Consider the following 23,279-nt stretch of genomic DNA (forward strand, 5'->3'; position numbering starts at 1 on the left):
GGAATTATGTAAGCCCAAAACACTTGAATCTGTAGTGTTTTTTACCGTTAGGAGACATGTTTGTTTTTTTTGAAACATCCACTTGATCGCTACTTCTTTTCAGTGAGAAAATGACAATTTTTATGCAATCGATTGCTCAAAGTGATAAATTGGATTATATTCGAAAAATATTGATTAAGAAGTAAGAGATGGAGAGAAAGAAGCCCACAACTATTCACGATATAGCTAAAGCGCTGAACCTAAACAGTTCAACTGTTTCGAGAGCATTGAATAATCACCCGCGTATTTCTGAAAAGACACGCTTGATGGTACAAAAAACGGCCAAAAAGTTGGCTTATCAGCCTAATTCAATGGCTGCCAACTTACGTAAAAGCAGCTCAAAAACCATCGGTGTAGTCATCCCAAGAATCTCAAGACACTTTTTCTCTCAGGCCATCAGTGGCATTGAGGAAACAGCCTATGCTGAAGGGTACAGTGTCGTGATTTGCCAGTCAATGGAAAATGAGAAGCGGGAAATCAGAAATATTGACACCCTGATTTCCAGCCGAGTGGACGGCATTTTGATCTCTCCGGCAATAGGTACAAAAAGCTATAAACATCTGAATCAGATCAAGGAAAGAGACATCCCACTTTTTTTCTTTGACCGATATATTGAAGAGGTAGATGCCTCCAAAATCCTGACAGATGACTTTAAGATTGCACGCCAACTTGCACAACACCTGATCGATCAGGGTTGCAAGAAAATGGCAGTCATCACAGGAGACCGACAAGCCAGCATTTACCGTGACAGGATAAATGGTATTTACGAAACGCTCAAAGAGAATGGCTTCAATATGGAAAGCCAATTGCTGATCAAGGAAACAGAGCTGATTTACGAAAATGGGGAACAAGCTATCAGGGAATGGCTCAAACAAGGTGTTGAGTTTGATGCTGTACTTGGACTTAGTGATATGGTAGCCATCAGCGCCCTAAAAGTCTTACAGGAAGAAGGCATTAAAGTACCTGAAGACGTAATGGTCGCGGGTTTCAGTAATGAGCCTGCATCAGCCTTGATTTCTCCAGCCATTACAACAGTTGGGCAACCTGCCTACGAAATTGGGCAACTGGCAGTCAAGAAATTGCTACACTTCCTCAAGGAAGAAAATCCAATGGATGCCCACGAGATCGCCATTCTTAAAAGTGAGCTGATCATCAGGGAATCCACGATAAGAACTAAATAACGCAATACATGCAAACCCCAAAACCTTCTATCACTTGCTTCGGAGAACTGCTGCTCCGACTGTCACCTCCGGGACATCAGAAAATTCAGCAGGCAAAATCCTTTGAAGCCAATTATGGTGGAGCAGAAGCCAATGTGGCTGCATCGCTCGCCAGTATGGGACATAATAGTCAGTTCATCACACGACTGCCCGACAACACCATAGGTAAAACAGCCAAATCACAACTGGCATTTTATGGAGTAGATACCCAGCATATCCAGTTTGGTGGAGAAAGAATGGGCGTCTACTTTTTGGAAACTGGTACCATGCAACGCAATTCCTCTGTGATTTATGACCGTGCCAATTCAGGCATGGCCACCATAGAACAGGGCATGATAGACTGGGATGCCATTTTTGAAAACACGCAATGGTTTCACTGGTCAGGCATTACACCTGCCCTGTCTATCTCTGCTGTAGAAGTTTGCATGGAAGCACTCACAGCAGCCAAACGTCATGGCGTGACGATTTCCTGTGACCTGAATTACAGGGGTAAGCTATGGCAATACGGTACCTCTCCTGCTGCCATTATGCCGGAACTTATCTCTATGTGTGACCTCGTATTGGGAGGAAAAGACGATGCCAGAATCATGTTGGGTGTCCAGTTCAAGGATTCGGATGGGTATGATGCGACGCCACAGAGAATCAAGGAGCATTTTCCTTCTGTGAAATGGGTAGCCACCAGCTTGCGTAAGTCCTATTCCGCTTCACACAACAGCATTGCAGGTGTATTCTATGATGGAGAAAACACTTACCACTCCCCAACCTATGATATGCCTACCATGGTAGACCGTGTTGGTGGTGGAGATGCCTTTATGGCTGGACTCATCCACGGGATGCTGAGCTATGAAAGCGATTACCAGCAGGTCATCAACTTTGCGGCGGCAGCTTCATGCCTCAAGCACACCATTCATGGGGATATCAGCCTGTCAACAGTACAGGAAGTGGAACAGCTTGCTGCCGGACACGATGCGGGCAGGGTTTCAAGGTAATTTTTTGAGAAAGACTAAAATCCAATAAAATGGCAAGATTTAGCCGAATAGAAGTTGCTGTCAAGGCATACGAAACAGGTATTATCCCTGTCTTTTACCATCAGGATTTTGAAACATGCAAGGAGATACTGACTGCTTGCTACCGTGCAAGAATCAGGGTGTTTGAGTTTACCAACCGAGGTGACTTTGCTCACGAGACTTTTGGCAAGCTGATCAAGTTTGCCGCAGAGGAACTGCCCCATATGATTTTGGGTATTGGCTCTGTGCTTGATCCGGCTACCGCAGCACTCTATATGCAGCTCGGTACCAACTTCGTGGTTTCGCCTGTAATGAATCCTGAAATGGCTAAGGTTTGTAACCGTCGCAAGGTAGCTTGGATGCCGGGTTGTGGTTCGCTTTCTGAGATATCTGAAGCAGAAGAACTGGGTGCCGAAGTGGTGAAGATTTTTCCTGCCGAACAGGTTGGTGGGCTCAAATTTATTCAGGCAGCCAAAGGCCCTTGCCCTTGGAGCAGCATTATGCCGACAGGAGGAATAGAGCCTGAAAAGGAGATGGTCACCCATTGGCTTAAAGGCGGTGCGCATTGCGTAGGTATTGGCTCAAAACTTTTCCCTAAGAATGAGGATGGCAGCTATAACCTGATTCAGATCGAAAGTAAATTGTCAGAACTGACTGAAGCTGTAAGAGAAATGGGACGGACTATATTGAATGTAGAGGAAACTACAGTCAGCCATACTTAAGTTAAAACAGAAGAAAGGCAGGGGAAATCAATTATAATAGGTTTCCCCTGCCTTTCATTTTATTTTGCCTCTTTTTAAGAAAACAAACCAATGATCTAATAGATTTTTCAATTACATAAATGAAGTTCAAAAAAGAACCGCCTTTCCCAATTCAAATTACTGCTCCAATTAAGTGTTAACCCTTTCCTTTTTAAGTTTAGTTTATAATCCTTTCATAACTCCCCCTCTTCAAAGTTGTATTTCAATAATAAAGAATTTATCATTGTATGAAGTGTAAACTGTACAATATGAAGAGCCGTTTGCGCTTAAACTAACAAACATTATCGTGTTCGTATTAGGTATCAGACAATATGGGTAATAAACTAACTTCGTTAGCCCCAAATCAATCTGGTTCATTAGCTCAATACTTAGCCGGTAAGCATCCCAACAACGACTTTACCTATTGAATACCGCTTTATTGATGTTATGATGAGATATTTTACAAACTTCCTCCTTTTTCTGCTGATGCTGCTGCCGCTGTTTGGTTATAGCCAATCAGAAATGGACAGTATTCTGAAAGTATTGGATGAGGAGCTGAGCAAAAAAGAGGTTTATGTCAATGAAAAATCAAGTTACATCCTCTCTTTAAAAGACCGTGTCAAATCACTGGAATCTAATGATTTGCAAGGAAGGTATGACCTTTACAACAGGCTGTACCGTGAGTACAACTCCTTTCATTATGATTCGGCTTACCATTACCTGTCGCAACTGAAAGATGTGGCATTCCAACTGAATGATCAGGACAAAATCCTTAAAACAAGACTTGAGTCCAGCTTTATCCTGCTTTCATCAGGGATGTTTAAGGAAGCCATTGATTCTCTCAATGTCTTGGATATTTCGGGCAAACCGAATGCGACTAAGGTGGAGTATTACGCTTTGAAAGCTAAAATATATTACGGGCTGACGGACTATTCCAACGACAATTACTATTCCCCGATCTACAACAAGGAAGGACATCAATATATTGATTCGGTACTGAAATATGCAGAGCCTGACTCTTACCATTTCCTTTATTACCGAGGGCTTAGAAGTGCCCGAAGATCCGATATCCAACGTGGTATCTCTGACTTGCGAGCCTTGCTTGACTGCAATGACTGTAACCGTCTGTCTTACCATGAAGGCGCCATCGTTGCCTCCACCTTGAGCGATATTTACCTGAAAATCGGTGACGATGAGAAAGCCACTACCCTGCTGGCTCAGGCTGCCATCTATGATATCAGGTCGTCCACAAAAGAAACGGCAGCCACGCTGACACTTGCTGGCATTCTGCATAAAAGAGGAAATATCCGAAAGGCATACACTTACGCCAGACACGCCTTGGATGATGCCAACTTCTATGGGGCAAGACACCGTAAGATTCAGATCGGGGCAATTCTCCCAATTCTTGAGGAGGAGAAACTGAACCTTGTAGAAAACCAGAAAGAACTGCTGATTTTCTATTCACTGGCAATTACGTTGCTGTCTGTATTGGTAGTGGTATTTGCCATTGTAATCTTCAAGCAACTGAAGCGTATCAGAAAAACCGAGCGGGAACTCACCCACACCAATACGATCCTGAACGAGACCAACCAGAAACTCAAGGATGCCAACGAGCAGCTGATGGATTCCAACAAGATCAAGGAGAAGTATATCGGTTACTACTTCAGTGTGACTTCAGAGTACCTTGAGAAGATCCATAAATTCAAGTCTTCTATCGAGAACAAGCTGATGGAAAAGAAATACGACCATATCAAGGTTGTTCTCAACAATATGGATCTCCGAAAGATGAGGCTGGAACTGTTCAAGAATTTCGACAAGATATTTTTGGACCTGTTCCCACACTTTATAGAGGAATTCAACAGCAACTTTGAGGAGGAAGATCAGGTAAAACTGGAAGAAAACGAATTGCTCAACACAGACTTGCGCATCTTTGCCCTAATCCGTATGGGCATTACTGATACGGACAAGATTGCCAATATCCTGGAATATACGGTGAACACCATCTATACCTATAAGACAAGGATCAAGAAGAAGGCAAAAACATCCAATGATGAATTTGAGAGAAGCATTATGGAGATTAAGCCCATTTAGATAAACCTGCTGAGAACAAAACAGCCCCCTGTTTTCCAAATGGAATTCAGGGGGCTATTTTGTTTTATATAGCGCTATTTATTCCGCAAGTATACTTATGGCAAACCCGCCACTTTTTGTACAAGGAATACTGAGCTTAGTCTGACGATCAACTGTCAGTTTCTCAATTCGGTATGTGCCAGGATTGCTTTCCAAATTTGTCTCCTCGCTGTCAGCATACAGGGTAGCCTGATATTTTTTTCCTTCCGGCAGGAAAGAGAAATCCATCTCAAACGTATGGGCATTGTCAGCCGTAGCGCCACCCACATACCAGTTGGTTCCTTTTCGACGGGCAGTCACCATATGTTCCCCGATCTTGGCATCCAGTAATTTTGTATCATCCCAGTCGGCAGGTACATCACGAATAAACTGGAAAGCCGGATGCCCTTCGTAGTTCTCAATCATATCCGAAGCCATCTGAAGTGGTGAGTACAAAGTGACAAACAATGCCAACTGTTTGGAAAGCGTGGTATGAATACGGGCTTCCCCCATCACTTGGGCTGTGGTGTTCCAAGCCACACGATCATTGTAACGCTCATACTTCAGGTCAAAGATACCTGGCGTATAATCAATCGGGCCGCCCAGTCCTCTGGTAAATGGAATAATCAGGTGATGCGATGGCGGATTGCCATCACTCCAGCCATTCCACTCCATTCCTCTTACACCTTCCCTTGTCATCATGTTGGGCCATGTACGACGGATGCCCGTATCCTTGATCGGCTCGTGGACATCCAACATCAGGTGATACTTGGCTGCAAGTTCCACAACCTTACGGTAATGACGTACCATAAACTGTCCGTGATGGTAATGACCACGTGGCATAATACCTCCTGCATATCCCGTCTTCACGCCTTCTGCACCCAACTTACGGTACTTGGCAAAAGCCTTATCCATCAATGCCTCGTAAGATGGAATATCACCACCTGTCTCATTGTGCATGATCAAGGCAATCCCTTTTTCCTTACAGTAGGCAGCTACCTTATCCAAATCAAAATCTGCATACGGCGTGATATGGTCAAAAGCATCCTTCTCTCCCCATTTGTCCCAGCCAGTATTCCAGCCCTCAAAAAGTACCGCCTGTATATTGTTGGCAGCGGCAAAGTCGATGTATTCCAAAGCATGTTTGGTTGTCGCGCCATGACGTGGTCCCATTGTCCATGTCTGATGACCAATATGCATACCCCACCAAACTCCGACATATTTCATCGGTTGTATCCAGCTCGTATCTGTAATCTTGCTAGGCTCGTTGAGGTTCAGTATCATATCTGACATGACCAAACCTGCGGCATTGTCTGCAAGTTGCAGGGTACGCCAAGGGCTTTTCAACGTTCCCTTTGCCCTAACCTTTACCTTATCCGGCCAAGGAGTCAGTACAGAACGGAGACACAACGGATTATCCGCCTCCTTGTAAAGCATCATCTCAGCAAAGTCCGTCAGGGCAGCCTCGTGGATACTGGCGGCAAGCTTGCCGTCTGCTGACTCAAAAGTGATTGGTGTACTCGCATCTTTCACTTCAGAAAGTGGCGAATGCTTATAAAGCTGTTCGTACGTATCGTAATTGGCATGGATCCACCAAGCTGACAGGTCCTGCTTAAAATTGAACTGAGTGTGTTCTTCCATCAGGAAAAGGCTATCCTCAAGTGAAACGGCAGGAATCTCATAACGGAATGCCACACCATCATCGAATGCTCTGAAAGCTAGCTGTACTTTCCTGTCACCTTGTTGAAGATTCAGTGTCAGTTCATTGTACTCATTAAGATGCTGTTTACGCTCTCCCCAAGGCGCTTCCCATTGTTCCTTTTTATGGTCAGTTGAAGCGTCGACCATCTCAAAGCCTTTTTGAAGATTCGCTGTCTTTAATGTCCATCCCAGATAAGAGGTGTCCAGTACAGTTTGTTGATTGCGGCTAACCAGATAAAAAACCTTCCCTTCATTATCTATCCCTACAGTCAATTGGTTTTGCTTGTCAGGTGAGCTGAGTTCCAGCGTCTCCTTTTGATGATTATCGCATGCTGACAGCATAAGGAAACCTGCCAACAACATAGCCAGTTGTTTTAGTTTAGTCATTTGTTCGGAATTTGGTTGAATCAAGTAACCAAAGGTAAGGGAAAGCATTTATTCTAGAACTGATAAAAATCAAGTAGCGATAAGTTACAGACATACAAAACAGTTTCAACCTTCAATAAGATATTACCTTAATCGATGCTACATCTCACTTACAAGTGTATTTGTATTAAATAATACTATCATTTAAATTGAATCCACTTTTTAAAATAAACATTCATATGACTGACAAAAAACTATTCCCAAATACAATACTTCAATTTGTATTATTGACCCTATTATCCATTTCATTAGCATCTCCATTATTAATTCTAGAGCAAAATGGATTTGTAACAAGAGAGTTTATTATTCCAACCTTTGTAGTCTTAATCACACTCTTTTTACTTATGTTTTACCATGTCATAAATATAAAAAGAGGTGTTAAACCTAAATACTTCTTTAGGCATACAAATATTAGAGAGGCTGTTCTTTTCTCCTTTCCTATCGTTTTATTTTCAATTGGAGTAGAAGCTCCTATAAACGAGCTTATCTATCATTATAATGATAAAACAGCTGTTATTGACTCTCCTTTCACTTCTCTATTTACATTTATTTCAATGTCTTTAATTGGGCCGATCATAGAAGAGTTGATATTTAGAAATATCTTTCTCAGTGGATTACTTACAAGGTTTAGCCCTAAAAAGGCAATTATTATCTCGGCTATTTTATTTGGTATAGTACATATTGAGCTTTACAAAATTGTATGGTCTACAATATTTGGGTTATATATTGGGTATGTTTTTTATAAAACTAATAACCTTACTTTGACAAGTATTATACATATAGCAGTCAATACATCTTTATTATTAGTATTTATCACGATTAACAATCTATGTATTAACAAGTCTTCTCCTTCGAGATCTGAAGTTATGTAAACCCGCTCCAATTTTCATCACTCTATCTAATGCCCCTTCTCTTCTTAGCCTGAAAATATCCTTGAGGATTCTGAGCCTTTTAATCCCGCAGATAGCATGCTCAACACGAACCCTTATACTTGCCAGCTTTCTATTCGCCTCTTTCATAAAATCAGGTAGCTCAATCCCTTTGTGTTTTTTGATAGGCACAATGAATGTAACATTATCAAGATCAATGCCCTTGAAGGCTAAGTCCCCCAGTAGCTTGATACCTTTTTTAGGAAAGGCAAACTGTTGTTGATCAAAAAGCTTTTTATCATGAATACTACCTGCTACAGTCTCAGAAAGATAGAGCACTTGCTTACCCTCTTTGTCGGTGATGACAAGGTTCTTGGTAGTATGTCTCTTCTTCTTTCCACTGTAGTTCATCTTTTGCTTTTCCGAGTCCTTTGGACGCTGTATGAGGCGTTCTACTCCATCCACTAAGAATACTTCACTCCAGTAAGGCTTAAGTTTTTTTCGAAACTCTTCCATTACATTGGCAGGTAGCTCTCCTACATAATTTAATGTTTGTAGTAAGCAGTTTCCCAGGAAATATAGCCATTCACTTACCTTACTTTGACTGATATTGAAATACAATCCTAGTGATTCTTGCGTGGGATTCTCCTTCAAGCTATATAGAATAAAAAAGAGTTTAGTCTCTATCCCTTGGAGACTGCTGTTACGGTAATCATCCAGCTTCTTCAAAGGCTTCCTGCGAGGCCTCCCTTTCATGGTATACTGCTGTAAGGCTTCAACATAAACATATGAGAAAATTCCTTCCAATTCTCTCAACTCTTCCTTGGTCAAGGACGTTAAACTCTGTAGGCGACGGGCACTTATGGATTTAGGTTTCACAACTAAATGAGTGCTTTGTCGCCTTCTTTTGTTCCTAATTCACAACTTTTTGTTAATCGTGATAATGTCTACAGTCGATGGTGGAAATTCTTATGTTGCTCGTGGAATTATGGGACGATTTATCAATGAGTCAAAACCCTATCAAAAACATTGGACAATCGAAAAATATAATGAGAATCCTATGGTTGAAAGAAGTTGGGTTGAGTATGTAAGTCCAAGAAAAGAACAATATAAAAAACCAGTGGTAATTTTAGTCGGAAGATGGACTGGAAGTATGGGGGAAGGACTTGCAATTGGTTTTGAAGGAATGGAAAGAGCTCAAATTGTTGGTTCAGAAATGGAAAGGTTAGCAGGAGAAATGAGTGGGTTTTCATTTAAAAACCAACGTTTTGGGTATCGACTTTCGACAGCTAAACTTTTCCATATAAATGGAACGCCTAGAGAAAAATATATACCGACAAATTATGTTACTCAAACCACGACTGAAAATGATGAAACCCTTGAAAAAGGAATCAAACTGATTTTTAAAAATGTGGAATAAAATATACGTAGAACAATGGTTTGAGTTGAACCTAAACTCAAACCTAACTACTAATAATCATAAAGTCACAAGACTTTAAATCAGGTCAAATGAAGATAGTTTTTACTGGCAGTTATTTTTTTCAAGTTGTAGAGTTAACCTCAAGGGTATTATAAGGTAACGATTAGAGGACCATCATATCATTTAAACATGCTAGTTAGAGCATATATCTTCAGAGTAAAGAAATTTGTTACCAGTATAATGAAGGCCATAATAAGATTATTTGGAGTAACTCAAGTCATGATTGGTGGATATTACGTCTATAAGACAGGTTTTCATCTAATAAACTACAATCAAACCTTTGGACTCGAACCAGGAACTTTTGGATATGGTCGCCCTTTTTGGGAGGTAGCCATCGAATTCCTATTTTGGCTAACTGTAACAAGTGGAGGAATTGGGTTGTTACAGTTCAACAAAATAGGTTTAAAAATCGGACTATACTCACTTGTTTTACCAACTTTGGTATCCATAACGTTCTTGATTGCTGAACTTTATAGTAAACGGAATTATTCATCAACTATAATAGTAAACACTCAGCGAAGAGATATGACCCTTTTTGAACAATGGAACTATATCTATTCTGAACCAGTATTATTAATAACTTTAACATTGGCATGTTTAGTCATATTTTGGCTAACAATGAAGCAACTAAAAATGTAAAAGGCTTAAAACTTGTGCTAATAAATACTCTGATGAATGTATTATAGAAAATCATGACAACACTCTAATAACCAGACAGTCAATCATAAATAATAATTTTATATCAAGGCGTGGCTATGTGAGAGAGAAAAGATTAGTGCTTATCGTTGAACGTTATTTTTTTGGACAATGAATAATCTAAGTTGGAAATTAGTTTTACCATTGACGATTTTATCATTTGTTCTCTGGACTAAGTGAAGGACAGTTTATGCATTGCCAGTTAACACACCTAACATAATAATGGTCGGTAATTCCGTTAGCATATGTTAATGACGGATGGCATACATCGATGTCATTACAAATATACTTTCTTGAACCATTCGTTGACTTGCTAGTATATTTTCTTTTTTGGTTTGCTATTATATAGCTTATGAATAGGATTATGGCAAAAATTCAAATCAATAAAACTTCAACATATATCCTACTGATAATAAACCAATTGATTTCATTTGGACTAATTAAAATAGGCACTAACTCAACAAACCTTTACTATGTAAAACAATTATGCTCCTTCGGTAGAAGAAGTAGTTGACAAGTGCCTGACATATAAATCAATTCAACTTTAACCTATATCAATAAAGAGATACGCAAGTAACCAAATTGTAAAGTCGATCATAAAAGGATTAACACTTGTAAACTGTACTAGCATATTCAACGACTATAAACTTGAGAATGACAGTGCGTTCTTTTTAAGAATTTCAGAGAGATCTTTTGAAATCATGGATAAGATAAAACTATCATTTCTTGAAAGAATGAAAATGAAGTTGAGGAAAAGTAAAACCTCTACAAAATTCAATATAATGCAACACCTAGCACAGTATCTAGTAGATTTATTACTACCTGAAAACCAATTGAATACCTCAGTATTTCCTAAAACTATTTTACAATAAAATAAGCTTCTCCATATAATAGATGCATTATATCTAATGATAGAAGACCAAAAAGTATACATGTTTCGAAACTGAGTATAAGGCCACTATGCAGTATTCCATCGACCTTTGTAATATACATTAAACAATAAAGGAAGATGCATAAAAACACATTTGGTAAACTAGGGTGGACTCCTGAAAGAATTGAGAAGTTAAACGGTAAAACTTACCTTATCACAGGTGCAAATGCAGGAGCTGGTTTTCAGGCAGCTAGAATACTTTTAGGTAAAGGAGCCGAAGTCGTGATGCTAAACCGCAGCATTGAAAAATCGAACAAAGCCATCGCCGACTTGAAAGCAGAATTTGGTACAAGTGCCAAGGTTTCATTTATTAAAATGGACTTATCAGAGCTTGACTCCGTACGCAATGCTGCAACAGAAGTAATAAAGACCATTCCCAAAATTGACGTCTTGATTTGCAATGCCGCCATCGCACAAGTGCCCAAACAAACTTTTACAAAAGACAGTTTTGAAAGTCAGCTAGGCGTAAATCATTATGGACATTTTCTTTTGTGTGGATTACTTTACGAGAAAATAGAGGAATCAAAAGGACGTATAGTAGTCGTAGGAAGTGAAGGGTATAAAATGGGCATTAAAACCATTCAGTTTGATGATATGAACTGGGATAAGAATTATCACCCCAACGATACGTATTGCCATAGTAAACTAGCTCAAATGCTATTTGCATATGAATTACAAGACCGAATTAAAGCAGCCAACAAGAATGTAAAAGTATATGTATGTCACCCTGGTGCATCTGCCACTTCATTGATTAAAAATAATGGTGGTTTAATGAATCGGATTATTTTTGGATTAATGTCTATGACACCATTGGTACAATCAGCCGAAAAAGGTGCATATCCTGAAGTAATGTGTGCTACAGAGGCGGATGAAAACTTGAATCAGAAGTCATATTATGGACCAACGGGAAGAATGCAATGGACGGGACCTGTGGGCGAGTGTAAACTTGAGTCTTTTGCACAGGATAAGACTGTGGCTAAGAAGTTGTGGGAAGTAAGCGAAAAAACAACAGGCTTACAATGGAATCTCTAATTTAGAAACCCTTAAAATATTAGTCATGGACATATTAAAAATATCAACAGATTGGGCGAAATCCGAACTTGTTTCAACTTCTTTCTTTATCATTATCGGAGTTGTATTTGTTATGGCAAGCTTCGGGTTTTGGCAGTTCGGAAAAACTGATTTAGCGAGAGCATATATCATTCCACTTCTAGTAGCTGGAGCTTTTTTAATGATCGTAGGTTTTGGATTATTTTTTACAAATAAAGCCCGAATTACTCAGTTTGAAACCGCATACAACAAAGATGTTTCGGTATTAATTACATCAGAATTGGAGCGTACAGAAAGCACGTTGAAGGAGTATAATACTATTGTATTTACGAGCATCCCTATCATTATTGTGGTTTGCAGCTTGGTTATTTTCTTCCTGAACACACCTATATGGCGCGCAAGTATGATTTCTGCTATTGCTATGTTGGCGGTTATTTTACTGATTGACGGATTGGCACATGCTCGAATTGACGATTACAATAAACAATTACTACAAGCCAAAAAAGAATTGACAAAATAGAATGCAGCACTTTAAAACATTATCAGCTTATCTGGATTATTTAGAGCTTCCAAGTCCGGAGCATCCTATGTTGAGCGTGTTTTCGGCAATAGGTGAAGGTCATTTGCCTTGTCCTAAAAAAAGCTCCCCTCCTATTACCAATGATTGCTATTCTATTAGTTTTAAGAAGATTGTAAAGGGTGACTTAAACTATGGACGAACAAAATATGATTTCACCAATGGCGCTTTGTTTTTCATCGCTCCAAGGCAAGTGCTACAATGGGATAGCAGCGTAGTGTTTGATCAAAAAGGCTTTTCGATAAACTTTCACGAAGATTTTATTAAAGGGACAGAGTTAGCGCAACAGATCAAGAAATATGGCTTCTTTTCGTATTCAGCAAATGAAGCACTGCACCTTTCACCCAAAGAAGAAAAACAGATCGAATCGATTGTAGAAAATATTGACATCGAATACCAGAACAATCAGGATGAATTCAGCAAGGACATCATCATTTCTCAACTGAGCACACTTTTAAAATATGCACATCGCTTTTATGAAAGACAGTTTTTAAACCGAAAGGAACTTTCAAATGATTTGCTGGAGCAGTTCAATCGTCAATTAGAAGATTATTTTGATTCGGGACAATTGCAGGAAAAAGGGATTCCAAGCATTGAGCAAATTGCGGATAAACTATTCGTCTCACAGCGCTACCTAAGCGATACACTTAAAAAAGAAACAGGAAAAACCTCAACTGAGCATTTGCAATTGTACCTGATTGATGAGGCCAAAAATATTTTATTGAACCCCAACAAAACAATTGCTGAAGTAGCTTACGAATTGGGCTTCGAATACCCTCCCTATTTTTCGAGATTATTCAAAAAGAAAGAAGGCATCAGCCCTACAGCGTACAGAGAAAAATATAAAATTAATTAACCTTGGAAAGATTAAAATTGACCACTCAATAGACGAATACAAAACCATCGGTTTCAATGTCATTCCATTTATTATAGTTGCCGCTGCGCTGTTAATCGTTTTCGTTGACAAGCCCATCACAACTATTGCCATGATGGTAGTTATTTTGTTGTTGGACAGTAATGCCAATGCTAGAATCACAGAGTATAGAAATCAATTGGATTTAGTGGACCAATAAGAAAAAGAGAACGTTTATATCATAAGCTAGACCTGACTGATAGGTTTGGCTTTTTTTGTGACCAACCAAGACTTAAAGATCTAAAGGATTGGAAGTATAAAAGGTAACACATACTGCTTGCCTCAATTTCTGTTTCCCCACTTTACCTTGCTAAACAAGCGTTTTAAAACGACTTAAACGTTTATAAATACTATATTAAGAAGGATCAAACTCAAACAAACGATAGCTAGACATCAAGTGACATAAAAATGAATTACAATAATGAAAATTGAACCTTTTGGAAATATTAAACTCAATGTAAAGGACAATGAATGGTTTGGAGATGTAGAAAATATTTGTCCACACAACAAAGTCGAACTAAGTATTTGTCTTCAAAGCACAAATCAAGACCTGAGTCAAAAGATTGATTTGGTCAAAGAATTAGCATCAGACTATGAAAAGATTGTTGCTTCTCTTTACGATCTAGCTTACCAAAAGTACAAGAATACAGAATTTGAAGTGACCCGAGAAGAAATAGAAAAAATGTACTTCCTATCTGCAGTAAATTTGAAAGAAGACAATGAAACATGGTGGTTGACAATGGAGCCAAACTTTAATGTCACTCCTATTTATAATCACTTCTTGCGATTTACAATGCACCGACGAAAAATCATTTGGGCTAACTTTGAAATTAATATAACATCCTAACATAAGTTAAACTTCGTATTTGCCCTGTAGATAGCAGTTGTTCTTCATAGGTAAACTGTAAATAGAAAAAGAATCTAAAATGCAGAAGAAACTAAGAGTTGGAATAGCACTATTAAGTTTGACAGTATTTGTCATTTTGTTGACTCAGGATGCTATTGTCTAAATGATTTTGATGGTCAAAAAACACATTCATCATTCTCATTACTTATTATGGGCAGTACGGTAGTCCTAGGAGGAGGACTACTTGAGTGGTTAGTTTGGCTTGCTAATCCAAGCTACATTTTATCAATGATATTGTTTATCAAGGGCAAAAGAAATGGACTTAAACTGAGTATCACTTCAACTATAATCGCACTCTCATTTTTAAATTGGAATAAAATACTTGCTGCTGAAAATGGAAGAAAGGCTACAATCCATTCTCTAGAACTTGGATATTGGTTATGGACATCGAGTATGGCTATCTTAAGTATTGAAATGAGATTCTATTATTTTAAAAGAAAAAATCACGAAAGCATAACAAAAACGAGACTACATTAAAACATGGTATAACATACTATTATTAGCAATAAAATGAAGACTTTGATTGAAACTGAAAGGTTATTATTGAGAGAGATTACTTTTGATGATAAAGAGGAATTGCTTCAGTTGCACTCTGATCCAGAGGTTCAAAAATGGACCGGGGAGCCTGTTATTGAATCAATGAAGGAAATAGAAAAGGCAATTGATATAAGACAAAATAACTATAGACAGTATGGGTTTGGAAGATTGGCTGCAATCCAAAAAGATACAAGCGAATTCATTGGTTGGGTAGGACTGACTTATTTGCAAGAATTTGACAAAGTGGACCTTGGGTACAGACTTAAAAAGAAATACTGGGGAATGGGCTTCGCAACTGAAGCCTCCAAAGCCATTATTGATTATGGCTTTAACATACTTAATCTTGATTTAATAATAGCTATAGCTTTACCTGAAAACAAGGCTTCAATCAGAGTCATGGAGAAGGTAGGAATGATATATGATAAGCAAGCTCCTTATGATGAAATGATATTAGATGCCATTTGGTATAAATTAGATAGGACCACTTATAACAAAAGATAACACCTTATAAAAATACATTTAATGCTAATCGTAGGCTGCAATTACAAATATGATGGAAATAAGATTAATAAAAGGTGACATCACAAAGATTGAAGTTGATGCAATTGTTAACGCAGCTAATACTTCCCTTTTAGGAGGAGGTGGAGTTGATGGAGCAATCCATAGAGTTGGAGGACCTCAAATTCTAGAAGAATGTAGAAAAATCAGAGCTAGACAAGGAGGATGTAAAGTAGGTGAAGCCGTAATTACTACTGCTGGTAATTTAAATGCTAAGTTTGTAATTCATACTGTCGGCCCTAGGTGGAATGAAGGAAATTCCAATGAAGCAGAAAAATTAAAAAACTGTTATATCAACTCCTTGAAATTAGCTAGTGAAAATGGAATAAAATCAATTGCTTTTCCAAATATTAGTACTGGAATTTATGGTTATCCATTAGAAGAAGCTGCTGATATTGCAATTAAAACTGTTACAGAAGCAGATTTTCCTGAAATAAAATCAATAACTTTTGTCTGTTTTGGAGATGATAACTACAGGCTTTATGATAAAAAAATAAAGCAATTGTAACCAACATCATATATGAAATAAGGAATCCGTTTTGTTTCTTGACGGATATGATGTGCAATGGTTTCAATTGATTTTTCCCTTAAAGTTATACAATGTTTAATCAGTGAGTTTATTCAGTTATCTATTCGCTTGATACTTTGTCCCCTCTCCACACAGAGATTACACTGAACATTATCGATAAAAAATTAGCCCATGTGGTTTGAAGACTTAGTAGGATTTGAAGAGGTATCCCCAGAGGATGTAAGAAGTAAACTTTACTTAGAAGGTCAAAATATTATTTCAAGAGTTAATGGTAAATCCTTTCAATATGGGACTTTAGAAACTCCAACTTTAAAAGACCTAAAAGAACAATCTTACATGGATGTTTACACAGGTAGTTTAAGTGTCAATGAGATAGTAGGTGATGTACAAGAAATACATTGTCTAAAGGAAAATAATAACGCTTTGTTTCAAGCTGCTTCTCAATTCAATGTATTGGAAATGATTACTCCGCATATAGTCCCAGAAAGAGGAGTAGGAATTTATGAAAAGGATCGCACTCAAGGTCCTGCCTGTGCAATTGCTTGTGGAGCAGGAACAATTTACAGAAATTATTTTGTACCACTAAACAATCAAATTGGTCAATCATCCAACAATCAAATTGATTGTTTAGAATTGATTGGAGACAAATTAAACAATAATGAGCTAAGTCTGTGGCGAATGCAGAATGGATACGCTTTAATTCATCAAGAAGGCATTTTAAAGATTAATTCAATTATTAATAATTTTCATGAAGAACAAAGGGAACTTCTAAAAGAAAAACTTAAGATAGGAATTCAGTGGAATACAGAGGTAACCATTAGTAAATCAAAACAAATAGTTACACAAGCATATTGTTCAGCATTACCCGTTGCTTATTCAAATATTGAATCATTCTATTGGGAAAGCTTTGCCAGATTGATTCTTGAAGCTACTTATGAGGCAACTTTATATGCAGGATTGATTAACCTAGATAGAAACTATAGCAATAAAGTATATTTGACTCTTGTTGGGGGAGGTGCTTTTGGAAATGAAATTGACTGGATAACTGAATCTTTATTCATAGCTCTTAAAAAGTTTAGAAATACTCCTTTAGACGTATATGTTGTAAGCTATGGAAGCTCAAACATACATATAGCTGATTTGATAAAGAAAATTAATCGATAACAGCCAAACTTCTTTCGTATTAAAAGTGAGGTTTCGTTTATGCAATTTGTGTCACATAAAACTTTATGAATAAATTCCTTTTTTATATGTTGGTTCTTGCTGTCTCTGGAACTGCTATTTTTTATCTCTTGGGCTACTTCGGTCAAACAAACTGGATTCCCCGTCACAAACTTAAATAATGGCTCTTCAAAATGTTATAGCCATACTGTTATAGCGCTCTAAAGAAAAATAATGGAAGTACGAGAATTTGAAGTGAATGGAACGAAATTCGTATTCAATATATTAAAGCATAACACAGAACCATGCTCTGGATGTGGGATACCTGCTTGTGGAAAAGAAGATATAACTGATATGGAGAATATTGCATATGAAAGCTAAATCTCACAAATTTCAACTTAAAATAACTAGAGGATAAAAACGAAGTCTACACCTTATATCCCAGCAGAAACTATTCACAACACGTATGCAAACCGTTGTACTTAATTTATATGAGAACACTTTTTTTGACATTAATTACTTATTACATTTTTTCACTCTACGGTACAGTTTTAAAAACAAAGTGAATTAAGAGTATAATACTGGATTACAGGATATTTGCAGGTCATTTCAGTGGCTGATTGGGGCAATAAAAAGCAAAGGTCTAACTTTGCCGTTCGCCAAAACCACAAGCCAGACCTTTACCTTTATGTTGACTGCAAATATACTTGAAATCCTCTGCGGTTTCCAAATCGTCAAAGGCAAACCAAGCAAACAGGTACTAGCCAAGCTAATTACGGCCTTGGTGGAAGATGAAAATGTGCAATTTCATCAGATAGCCAAAAACTTGCCATCCAAGGCGCAAAAAGCTTCTCGGACCAAGCAAGTCAAACGCTTTATGTCAGGAGCTGTGTTCAATTATCAGGCCCTGATGGCATGGTTGTTTTCCTGCCTGCCATCCGGAAAGATCACCCTCTGCATTGACCGAACCAACTGGCAGTCCAGAAAGCAGGCAGTGAATATTCTGGCAGTGACGGCCTACAGTCATGGCGTGGGTTTTCCACTGGCTTTTCGGCTACTGGACAAAAAAGGAAACAGCCACCAGCAGGAGCGTATTGATTTGCTGAAGGAAGTACTTCAGATTGTGCCTCCCGAACGGATCGGGAAAGTGATTGCAGACCGGGAGTTTATCGGCAAAAAGTGGCTTCGGTTTATGACCATGCAAGGGATTGTCTTCTGCGTTCGGATTCCATCACACCACAAAATCAACATCGATGGTGTGGAGAAAACAGGAGAGGTATGGAGCAAAGAAGGCTTTCGCTGTACTGACCGAAGAGCAACGATCTATGGAATGGACCTGACTCTTTCCATGCAGATGACCAAGGATAAAAACGGGCGAAAGGACTACCTGATCGTAGTCTCAAACCTGATGAAAAGAGGCTTGCTGTCAAGCTATAGAAAACGGTGGAGCATCGAGGTGTTCTTCCAGTCGCTCAAAGGGCGGGGATTCAACCTGGAAGCCACTCACCTGACCAAATTGGATCGGCTTGAAAGACTTTTTGCTGTGGTGTGTATGGCCTTTGCTGTTTGTCACTTATTTGGCGTGGCTTTCCATGAAAAAGTACAAAACATAAAAGTAAAGAACCACGGTTACAGGGAGAACAGCTATTTCAGAAAGGGAAAAGATCTGTTGCAGGAACATTTCTGTACGAGACCCCGCCAAGTAGGTAATGAGATCAAAGGACTTTGGAAGAAGTTTTGGAGGGGAATTAGTCCCAAAACACCATCTGAAAAACTGGTTTTTAGTTGGTTATAAAAAAGTGTACCGTAGAGTGACATTTTTTTTATTGGTTAGCAACTTATTATCAGCTCAAAATGTAACTGTTACGCAAGATACTACCTCCTTTAATGGAGAAGTAACCTCTTCAGATTGGATTGATCATGGTTTAACGATAGGTATCAATTTTTCACATTATCTGTATGGAGAAGTTGATTATTATAAAAGCTACATATGGGAAGCTGGAGGGTTCCCAACTTTATCTACTACAATGAATTACGGATTAGAGTTTTCTTATCTTGACAATCTTATACTAGCCCCTAAAATTCAGGGTAGAGTCCATGCCTATTTTTTCAATGCAAGCTTAGCCGCTCTTTGTTATAGTAATTTGAAAAATGACTTTGCTATAAAATTACGACCTGAGTTAGGGTTGGGACTATGGAATATTGACATCAATTATGGTTATAATATTGGAGTCTATAAAGAAAACTTTAATAAAGCTAATAAACATGTTATAGCACTTAGGTATTATATAGGTCTTCATAGAAAACACCTTAACCAATATGATAGAAACGGCAATAAAAAGCCTAAAAACTAAATACAGCAATAACATAATGACAAACAATAGGCTATTATATAAGATTGATAATCAATTCCATTAAAGTAAATTCATACATTTTATTGCAAACAGTATAACATAAGGTAACATTAACAAATCATGCATAAAATTAATTTAAACAACAATAAATGGATTTTTATTATAATATTTCTTATCGCAATACCTATTACACGAGAGTGTTATTTAAATGACAATAGAAGTGCTGCAATAGATATGTATAGAACGTCTTTAAATGAAAATATCAATTACTTTGACAACTCTATGGATATAATTTTAAATGCCACTTTACCACAAAGTAGCAATGTATTACATATACATAGAATGGGAAGGAACAATATTGCACTATCAGGTCTTAATGAAGGGGTTAAAGATGTATCTACATTTATATCTCAAGAGCATGAGCGTGAACTTTTTGATTTCATGTTCAATAAATCTGGACCAATAAACATGAAAAAAATCAGTATCTATATAAACAAAAAAGACACCTTAGTGTCTTATTCTTACTCAAATAAATTAGGTAGTTTAACTCGTCTTAAAAGCGAAAATATTAAAGTAAATAAAAATGGAATTGAATTGAGCAAAACACTAAATGTAGATATATTGATTCATTTGAAAGATGATTGGTTTTATTATGAGAACTTTAAATAAACCAATCTCTTTCTAGATAATTATACATTATCAATCTAATTACCCACATTCAAGGCAAATAGTCGTATTTCAAGTAAACACATCTCATATGTTAACATATAAATTATCAATTCATTAGTTAACCAACTCTGTTTTCACAACCTTCCCATTTTCATAAAACTCATATGCTTCTTCTTTTCCTAAACTATCTACATAAACCCATTTACCTTGTTCAAGATCATTTTGATATTCACCTGAAACACGAAGGTTACCATTAGGATAGTACTCGTAATTAACTCCTTCCTTTTTTCCTTTTCTATAATTAAACTCCCTTTTTATTTTACCATCTGAAAAATAGCTATAACCAACACCATCATATTCACAGTCCTTCATATTGTATTCCATGACCTTAATACTTTGTTCATTGTAAAACAGCAACTTACCATCACAACATTCTATACTTTCATCGCAGCTATTATCTATAACTTCAATTAATTTTAGAGACCCATCCTCTCTCCAATGCTTTCTTTCATTAACATATAATCCTAAATTAAAATTAGCCAAATCCTTCTTGTTCCCATTACTATACCACCATTCCCAAATACCATCTTTCTGTCCATTATTAATCCTTCCTTTCGTTCCCAAATTCCCATTTTGATAATAAAAAGTTCTTACATAAGAAGTTGTATCTATTTGGTTATCAAAAGTGTGAATGATTTTCTCAGAACCATCCTCCCACCGTTGAACAACCACTTCATTATATCTTTCTTTACAAGCAGAAAAAAATATCAATACTATTATTAGTATACATCTAGTCATTTGCATTTCCATAAATTGTTTATTCCCTACAATCATAAATTTAAGTATTTTCTATCAGTGATACGTATTTATAAAAAAAGGGCACTCCCATTAAGAGAGTACCCTTTTATATTTCTTTATACTCAAGCCTTACGTCTCAAGCCTAAAAAGCTACTTATTCTGCTTAGCCCAACTGTCTTTCAGCGTTACAGCTCTATTGAACACCAACTTTTCGGATGTACTGTCCTTGTCCACAGAGAAGTAACCCATACGCTGGAACTGGAACCCTTCCATAGGTTTTGCATCCTTTAGACTTGGCTCAAGCTTCGCTGCTGGAATTACCTGCAATGAATCTGGATTCAGGAACTCCTTAAAGTCCTTGTCCTTATGTCCGTCAGGTGCTTCGTCGTTAAACAAACGATCATACAGACGTACCTCTGCATCAATTGCATGATTAGCAGATACCCAGTGCAGAGTACCTTTCACCTTACGCATAGATGCTTCTGTACCACTACCTGAACGGCTGTCTGGGTCGTAAGTACAGTGGATTTCTGTAATGTTACCATTCTCATCCTTCACTACTGACTCACCTTTGATGATGTAGGCATTCTTCAAACGAACCTCTCTACCCAGTGACAGTCGGAAGAACTTACGAGGTGCGTCTTCCATAAAGTCTTCACGCTCGATGTAAAGTACCTTTGAGAATGGAACCTGACGTGAACCTGCATTTTCATCTTCAGGATTGTTCTCAGCTGTCAGCCATTCTTCTTCACCCTCATAGTTGTCAATCACCAGTTTCACAGGGTCAAGCACCGCCATCACACGAGGTGCAATCTTGTTGAGGTGGTCTCTTACACTATGCTCTAGCAATGCCACATCGATTACGTTCTCACGTCTGGCAACACCAATCTTGTTGGCAAAGTTACGGATAGACTCCGGTGTATATCCTCTGCGTCTCAATCCTGAGATAGTTGGCATACGTGGGTCATCCCAGCCAGTTACAACACCCTCCTCTACCAGTTGAAGCAGCTTACGCTTACTCATCACGGTGTAACTCAGGTTCAGGCGAGCAAACTCAATCTGACGTGGCTTGACAGTACCTTCCTTGTAAATCTGGTTCAGGAACCACTCATACAATGGGCGGTGTACCTCAAACTCCAATGTACAGATAGAATGCGTGATTCCTTCGATATAATCTGACTGGCCGTGTGCATAATCATACATTGGGTAGATATGCCATGTGTCACCAGTACGGTGGTGTGTCTTGTTGATTACACGGTACATCAGTGGGTCACGCAAATGCATGTTCGGTGAAGCCATGTCAATCTTGGCACGAAGTACTGCCTCACCAGCCTTCAGTTCGCCATTTTTCATTTTCTCAAACCACTCAAGGTTTTCCTCCACAGGGCGGTTACGGTAAGGGCTTTCCTTGCCTGGCTCTGTTGGAGTACCTTTTTGCTTAGCAATGTCTTCTGCCGACTGATGGTCTACATATGCCTTACCATCTTTGATCAGCATAACAGCCCAATCATACAGTTGCTGGAAGTAGTCAGAAGTATATTTCGGTTCTCCTTCCCATTCGAAGCCCAACCATTGTACATCCTCCTTGATCGCATCTACATATTCCTGCTCTTCCTTGGATGGGTTGGTATCGTCAAAACGAAGGTTACATTGGGCATTGTACTTATTTGCCAAACCAAAGTTCAGACAGATAGACTTTGCGTGCCCGATATGCAGGTAACCGTTAGGTTCAGGTGGGAAACGCGTATGTACTGCACCACCGTTTACACCATTTTTGATATTCTCTTCAATAATTGTTTCAATAAAATTCAGAGACGCTTTCGGTTCTCCAGAATTTTCCGATGCTGTATGACTCATATGCTTCTGTTAGATTGCCTTTTCTAGAAATTTGCAATTCAGCCGCAGAAATCGGGGTCTCAGCCCCTATTTCCTTCAATTTTTCCAGCTTTTGCTCAATCGGTGCAATATAATACCTTTTATGCACCAAGACATAAGATTTCAGCTATAA

21 protein-coding genes are annotated in these 23,279 nt (G+C 38.2%); 17 read left to right on the forward strand and 4 right to left on the reverse strand.

The window, feature by feature from the left end; genetic code table 11:
* Positions 1–188: 188 nt before the first annotated feature.
* The 4 genes from V6R21_RS02845 (at position 189) to V6R21_RS02860 (ending at position 5,097) form a co-directional block, all read left to right on the forward strand.
* Positions 189–1,220 carry a LacI family DNA-binding transcriptional regulator gene (locus tag V6R21_RS02845; protein WP_334240693.1) on the forward strand — a complete coding sequence of 344 codons (1,032 nt, stop codon included), beginning with the start codon at positions 189–191 and terminating at the stop codon, positions 1,218–1,220.
* An 8-nt stretch (positions 1,221–1,228) separates the two neighbouring features.
* Entirely contained in the window at positions 1,229–2,248 is a 1,020-nt protein-coding gene (locus V6R21_RS02850; protein ID WP_334240695.1) for a sugar kinase, read from the forward strand.
* 29 nt (positions 2,249–2,277) lie between these two features.
* The gene (locus tag V6R21_RS02855; protein ID WP_334240697.1) at positions 2,278–2,988 is read left to right on the forward strand and encodes a bifunctional 4-hydroxy-2-oxoglutarate aldolase/2-dehydro-3-deoxy-phosphogluconate aldolase; all 711 of its coding nucleotides are present in this window, start codon (positions 2,278–2,280) and stop codon (positions 2,986–2,988) included.
* A 465-nt stretch (positions 2,989–3,453) separates the two neighbouring features.
* A complete protein-coding gene (locus V6R21_RS02860; RefSeq protein ID WP_334240699.1) occupies positions 3,454–5,097 on the forward strand; it encodes a DUF6377 domain-containing protein in 1,644 nt (547 codons plus the stop codon).
* Between the two features lie 78 nt (positions 5,098–5,175).
* On the opposite strand, the gene V6R21_RS02865 is transcribed toward V6R21_RS02860, so the two are convergent.
* Positions 5,176–7,203: a glycoside hydrolase family 97 protein gene (locus V6R21_RS02865; protein ID WP_334240701.1), complete on the reverse strand. Its 2,028-nt coding sequence runs from the start codon at positions 7,201–7,203 to the stop codon at positions 5,176–5,178.
* A 218-nt stretch (positions 7,204–7,421) separates the two neighbouring features.
* Between V6R21_RS02865 and V6R21_RS02870 the strand changes: the two genes are divergently transcribed.
* Positions 7,422–8,114, forward strand: coding sequence for a CPBP family intramembrane glutamic endopeptidase (locus tag V6R21_RS02870; RefSeq protein ID WP_334240702.1), 693 nt, complete (start codon positions 7,422–7,424; stop codon positions 8,112–8,114).
* Here V6R21_RS02870 and V6R21_RS02875 read toward each other — a convergent pair.
* Positions 8,070–8,990, reverse strand: a complete 921-nt coding sequence (locus V6R21_RS02875; RefSeq protein WP_334239830.1) for a transposase family protein — start codon at positions 8,988–8,990, stop codon at positions 8,070–8,072. The genes V6R21_RS02870 and V6R21_RS02875 overlap by 45 nt on opposite strands.
* 64 nt (positions 8,991–9,054) lie before the next feature.
* On the opposite strand from V6R21_RS02875, the gene V6R21_RS02880 reads away from it, so the two are divergent.
* The 12 genes from V6R21_RS02880 to V6R21_RS02935 all read left to right on the forward strand — a co-directional run bounded on the left by V6R21_RS02880 (position 9,055) and on the right by V6R21_RS02935 (position 20,473).
* Positions 9,055–9,531: a S41 family peptidase gene (locus tag V6R21_RS02880; protein ID WP_334240705.1), complete on the forward strand. Its 477-nt coding sequence runs from the start codon at positions 9,055–9,057 to the stop codon at positions 9,529–9,531.
* Positions 9,532–9,720: 189 nt separating this feature from the next.
* Positions 9,721–10,230 (forward strand): hypothetical protein, encoded by a 510-nt coding sequence (locus V6R21_RS02885; protein ID WP_334240707.1) that lies wholly within the window; start codon positions 9,721–9,723, stop codon positions 10,228–10,230.
* 1,066 nt (positions 10,231–11,296) lie between these two features.
* Positions 11,297–12,250, forward strand: coding sequence for an SDR family oxidoreductase (locus tag V6R21_RS02890; protein ID WP_334240709.1), 954 nt, complete (start codon positions 11,297–11,299; stop codon positions 12,248–12,250).
* Between the two features lie 25 nt (positions 12,251–12,275).
* Positions 12,276–12,788: a hypothetical protein gene (locus V6R21_RS02895; protein ID WP_334240711.1), complete on the forward strand. Its 513-nt coding sequence runs from the start codon at positions 12,276–12,278 to the stop codon at positions 12,786–12,788.
* A 1-nt stretch (position 12,789) separates the two neighbouring features.
* Positions 12,790–13,701: a helix-turn-helix domain-containing protein gene (locus V6R21_RS02900; protein ID WP_334240713.1), complete on the forward strand. Its 912-nt coding sequence runs from the start codon at positions 12,790–12,792 to the stop codon at positions 13,699–13,701.
* A 478-nt stretch (positions 13,702–14,179) separates the two neighbouring features.
* Positions 14,180–14,605: a hypothetical protein gene (locus tag V6R21_RS02905; RefSeq protein WP_334240714.1), complete on the forward strand. Its 426-nt coding sequence runs from the start codon at positions 14,180–14,182 to the stop codon at positions 14,603–14,605.
* A 570-nt stretch (positions 14,606–15,175) separates the two neighbouring features.
* Positions 15,176–15,703 carry a GNAT family N-acetyltransferase gene (locus V6R21_RS02910; protein WP_334240716.1) on the forward strand — a complete coding sequence of 176 codons (528 nt, stop codon included), beginning with the start codon at positions 15,176–15,178 and terminating at the stop codon, positions 15,701–15,703.
* A 49-nt stretch (positions 15,704–15,752) separates the two neighbouring features.
* On the forward strand, positions 15,753–16,268 hold the full coding sequence (locus tag V6R21_RS02915; RefSeq protein WP_334240718.1) for an O-acetyl-ADP-ribose deacetylase: 516 nt from the start codon (positions 15,753–15,755) through the stop codon (positions 16,266–16,268).
* 192 nt (positions 16,269–16,460) lie between these two features.
* Positions 16,461–17,453 (forward strand): hypothetical protein, encoded by a 993-nt coding sequence (locus tag V6R21_RS02920; protein WP_334240719.1) that lies wholly within the window; start codon positions 16,461–16,463, stop codon positions 17,451–17,453.
* Between the two features lie 685 nt (positions 17,454–18,138).
* Positions 18,139–19,245 (forward strand): IS4 family transposase, encoded by a 1,107-nt coding sequence (locus tag V6R21_RS02925; RefSeq protein WP_334240721.1) that lies wholly within the window; start codon positions 18,139–18,141, stop codon positions 19,243–19,245.
* Between the two features lie 16 nt (positions 19,246–19,261).
* Positions 19,262–19,804: a hypothetical protein gene (locus V6R21_RS02930; RefSeq protein WP_334240724.1), complete on the forward strand. Its 543-nt coding sequence runs from the start codon at positions 19,262–19,264 to the stop codon at positions 19,802–19,804.
* Between the two features lie 120 nt (positions 19,805–19,924).
* Positions 19,925–20,473, forward strand: a complete 549-nt coding sequence (locus tag V6R21_RS02935; protein WP_334240726.1) for a hypothetical protein — start codon at positions 19,925–19,927, stop codon at positions 20,471–20,473.
* 114 nt (positions 20,474–20,587) lie between these two features.
* Here the strand turns inward: V6R21_RS02935 and V6R21_RS02940 are convergent, their stop codons facing one another.
* Together V6R21_RS02940 and V6R21_RS02945 are read right to left on the reverse strand one after the other, a co-directional pair.
* Positions 20,588–21,307, reverse strand: a complete 720-nt coding sequence (locus V6R21_RS02940) for a toxin-antitoxin system YwqK family antitoxin (RefSeq protein ID WP_334240728.1) — start codon at positions 21,305–21,307, stop codon at positions 20,588–20,590.
* A 114-nt stretch (positions 21,308–21,421) separates the two neighbouring features.
* Complete coding sequence (locus V6R21_RS02945) at positions 21,422–23,128, reverse strand: glutamine--tRNA ligase/YqeY domain fusion protein (RefSeq protein ID WP_334240731.1); 1,707 nt, start codon at positions 23,126–23,128, stop codon at positions 21,422–21,424.
* Positions 23,129–23,279: the final 151 nt, after the last annotated feature.

This window comes from Limibacter armeniacum, assembly GCF_036880985.1.
Taxonomy (GTDB): domain Bacteria; phylum Bacteroidota; class Bacteroidia; order Cytophagales; family Flammeovirgaceae; genus Limibacter; species Limibacter armeniacum.

Coding starts and splice junctions, on each gene's coding strand:
- V6R21_RS02925 (WP_334240721.1), top strand. CDS start 18,139: ATGTTGACTGCAAATATACTTGAAATCCTCTGCGGTTTCCAAATCGTC.
- V6R21_RS02845 (WP_334240693.1), top strand. CDS start 189: ATGGAGAGAAAGAAGCCCACAACTATTCACGATATAGCTAAAGCGCTG.
- V6R21_RS02910 (WP_334240716.1), top strand. CDS start 15,176: ATGAAGACTTTGATTGAAACTGAAAGGTTATTATTGAGAGAGATTACT.
- V6R21_RS02905 (WP_334240714.1), top strand. CDS start 14,180: ATGAAAATTGAACCTTTTGGAAATATTAAACTCAATGTAAAGGACAAT.
- V6R21_RS02860 (WP_334240699.1), top strand. CDS start 3,454: ATGATGAGATATTTTACAAACTTCCTCCTTTTTCTGCTGATGCTGCTG.
- V6R21_RS02935 (WP_334240726.1), top strand. CDS start 19,925: ATGCATAAAATTAATTTAAACAACAATAAATGGATTTTTATTATAATA.
- V6R21_RS02945 (WP_334240731.1), bottom strand. CDS start 23,128: ATGAGTCATACAGCATCGGAAAATTCTGGAGAACCGAAAGCGTCTCTG.
- V6R21_RS02855 (WP_334240697.1), top strand. CDS start 2,278: ATGGCAAGATTTAGCCGAATAGAAGTTGCTGTCAAGGCATACGAAACA.
- V6R21_RS02920 (WP_334240719.1), top strand. CDS start 16,461: ATGTGGTTTGAAGACTTAGTAGGATTTGAAGAGGTATCCCCAGAGGAT.
- V6R21_RS02895 (WP_334240711.1), top strand. CDS start 12,276: ATGGACATATTAAAAATATCAACAGATTGGGCGAAATCCGAACTTGTT.
- V6R21_RS02880 (WP_334240705.1), top strand. CDS start 9,055: ATGTCTACAGTCGATGGTGGAAATTCTTATGTTGCTCGTGGAATTATG.
- V6R21_RS02865 (WP_334240701.1), bottom strand. CDS start 7,203: ATGACTAAACTAAAACAACTGGCTATGTTGTTGGCAGGTTTCCTTATG.
- V6R21_RS02915 (WP_334240718.1), top strand. CDS start 15,753: ATGATGGAAATAAGATTAATAAAAGGTGACATCACAAAGATTGAAGTT.
- V6R21_RS02870 (WP_334240702.1), top strand. CDS start 7,422: ATGACTGACAAAAAACTATTCCCAAATACAATACTTCAATTTGTATTA.
- V6R21_RS02900 (WP_334240713.1), top strand. CDS start 12,790: ATGCAGCACTTTAAAACATTATCAGCTTATCTGGATTATTTAGAGCTT.
- V6R21_RS02890 (WP_334240709.1), top strand. CDS start 11,297: ATGCATAAAAACACATTTGGTAAACTAGGGTGGACTCCTGAAAGAATT.
- V6R21_RS02850 (WP_334240695.1), top strand. CDS start 1,229: ATGCAAACCCCAAAACCTTCTATCACTTGCTTCGGAGAACTGCTGCTC.
- V6R21_RS02940 (WP_334240728.1), bottom strand. CDS start 21,307: ATGATTGTAGGGAATAAACAATTTATGGAAATGCAAATGACTAGATGT.
- V6R21_RS02885 (WP_334240707.1), top strand. CDS start 9,721: ATGCTAGTTAGAGCATATATCTTCAGAGTAAAGAAATTTGTTACCAGT.